The sequence below is a fragment of the Streptomyces sp. NPDC058157 genome, assembly GCF_042884105.1.
In the GTDB taxonomy this organism is placed as follows: domain Bacteria; phylum Actinomycetota; class Actinomycetes; order Streptomycetales; family Streptomycetaceae; genus Streptomyces.
Window position 1 is genome coordinate 1 of record NZ_JBHVUQ010000422.1, and the last position, 1,799, is coordinate 1,799.

Consider the following 1,799-nt stretch of genomic DNA (forward strand, 5'->3'; position numbering starts at 1 on the left):
GACAGACCGTCCCGCCACGGAAAAACGAAGACTGCCGGGAAACCCCCAAAGGAACGGGACGGAGGATCCATGGACATACGGCCGGATCAGGGACCAGCCGGGGTCGTCGGGGGCCGGCAGACATCCCTTCCGGGCCGACATCCATCCCCTCCGGGGCCGCCCCCACGCGCCAGATCGCTACGCGCTCCTCCCCTCTCAGCGTCTACCAGCCGCCTGTGGCCGCTGCTGTCGCCAAAGGACAACGGATTCGTCATCCGGGGCCGGTGGGCGCGCCACATCGCTACGCGCTCCTCTGATCTCGGCGTCCGACGGCCGCCTTGGGCTGACACCTGCACCACATGGCGAACAGGGCGACATCCGGCGCCAGGGGCGCGTCAGATCGCTACCTGCCCCTGCCGACTCGGCGTCCACGGCTGGATTCGGGTTGCTGTCGGTTCGGGGCGGTGATCGAACTATCGCAACTATGATAGTTCCGAGTAGTGTGTGAGGCATGGAGACGAGGACCTACACGACGATCGACCTCCGCAAGCAGATGGGCGAGATCCTCGACCGAACGAGGATCGCGCTCGAACCTGCGGCGATCACCCGCAAGGGCAAGACCCTCGCCTACCTGGTGCCCGCCGAATGGTTCGAGCACTACCAGCAACTGGCGAATGCCGCGTCAGCCGACCAGGACGCGGCCTGAGCCGGTCCGGGCACACATCGGGAGCCCCTACGTCATGACAGCGCAGCCCGTGCAATTCGACGGACCCGGCGACGGCCGGGCCCGTCGCATCCCGCCAATGCCCGAACGCACACCTCAGGCCCTGCGTCTTGCCATCCAAGAGCACGCACCCCACCTCCTGCCTGACTTCGAGGCTCACTGGCGGCGCGCGATCGGGGATGCTTTCAACCTCACTCCGGTGCCGGCGTTCATGCGGCTGTGGTGGACCCAGTACGCCATCGCCCGCGACCCTGGCCTGGAGGCTCACCTGCGCGACCTCGAGGCCCGTGCTTCGAAGTGCGAAGATCCGCAGGAGTCCGCCCGCCTCCTGGGCGAGTACAGCCGCCTGCGGCGGACCGCAGCAACCGTGGAGCCCGGTCAGTGACGGATGACCCCCCGTCCCCGCCCTGGCAGATGGATTGGACCCTCGAAGCCCGCCAGGAGTTCGACGACATGCCTGCCGACGGCAGGGAGCTCATCCTGTCGGCCAGGGCCGAACTGATCACCGCCACCGATCCCTACTTCCGTAGCATCGACACCGACATCGGTCTGCCCCACTGGCTCACTGTCCGCCCCTTGGCCTCGACCAGTCCAGGTGGCCCTCATATCGCCGACCTTGCGGGTGGTCGCGGATGGCTCGTCTTCACCTTCATCCGCCGCCACGCAGAGCCCCAGATCACCGTTACCGACGCCTTCTGGGCGTGAGACCGGCTGCCGCCCTGTTCGTCCTTTGGTGCAGGTATCAGGCCGAGACGGCCGTCGGACGCCGAGATCAGAGGAGCGCGTAGCGATGTGTCGCGCCCACCGGCCCCGGATGACGAATCCGTCGTCCTTCGGCGACAGCAGCGGCCACAGGCGGCTGGTAGACGCTGAGACGGGAGGAGCGCGTAGCGATCTGGCGCGTGGGGGCGGCCCCGGAGGGCACTGGCATCGCCCCGGAAGGGATGTCTGCCGGCCCCCGACGACCCCGGCTGGTCCCTGATCCGGCCGTATGTCCATTGATCCTCCGTCCCGTTCCTTTGGGGGTTTCCCGGCAGTCTTCGTTTTTCCGTGGCGGGACGGTCTGTCAAGGGTCGCCGCAGGCGATCGCGAAGCG

At 67.7% G+C, this 1,799-nt stretch carries 3 protein-coding genes; all 3 read left to right on the forward strand.

Translation table 11 applies throughout. The annotated features are described in order from the left end of the window. Window positions 1-490 precede the first annotated feature (490 nt). Genes ACFVXK_RS38530 through ACFVXK_RS38540 form a run of 3 tightly spaced genes read left to right on the forward strand, consistent with a single transcriptional unit; the run spans window position 491 to window position 1,408 of the window. Entirely contained in the window at window positions 491-685 is a 195-nt protein-coding gene (locus tag ACFVXK_RS38530) for a type II toxin-antitoxin system Phd/YefM family antitoxin (RefSeq protein WP_389622036.1), read from the forward strand. A gap of 34 nt (window positions 686-719) precedes the next feature. After that, complete coding sequence (locus ACFVXK_RS38535) at window positions 720-1,088, forward strand: DUF6247 family protein (protein WP_389622039.1); 369 nt, start codon at window positions 720-722, stop codon at window positions 1,086-1,088. Then, complete coding sequence (locus ACFVXK_RS38540; protein WP_389622042.1) at window positions 1,085-1,408, forward strand: hypothetical protein; 324 nt, start codon at window positions 1,085-1,087, stop codon at window positions 1,406-1,408. The genes ACFVXK_RS38535 and ACFVXK_RS38540 overlap by 4 nt, the downstream gene beginning before the upstream one ends. Window positions 1,409-1,799 lie beyond the last annotated feature (391 nt).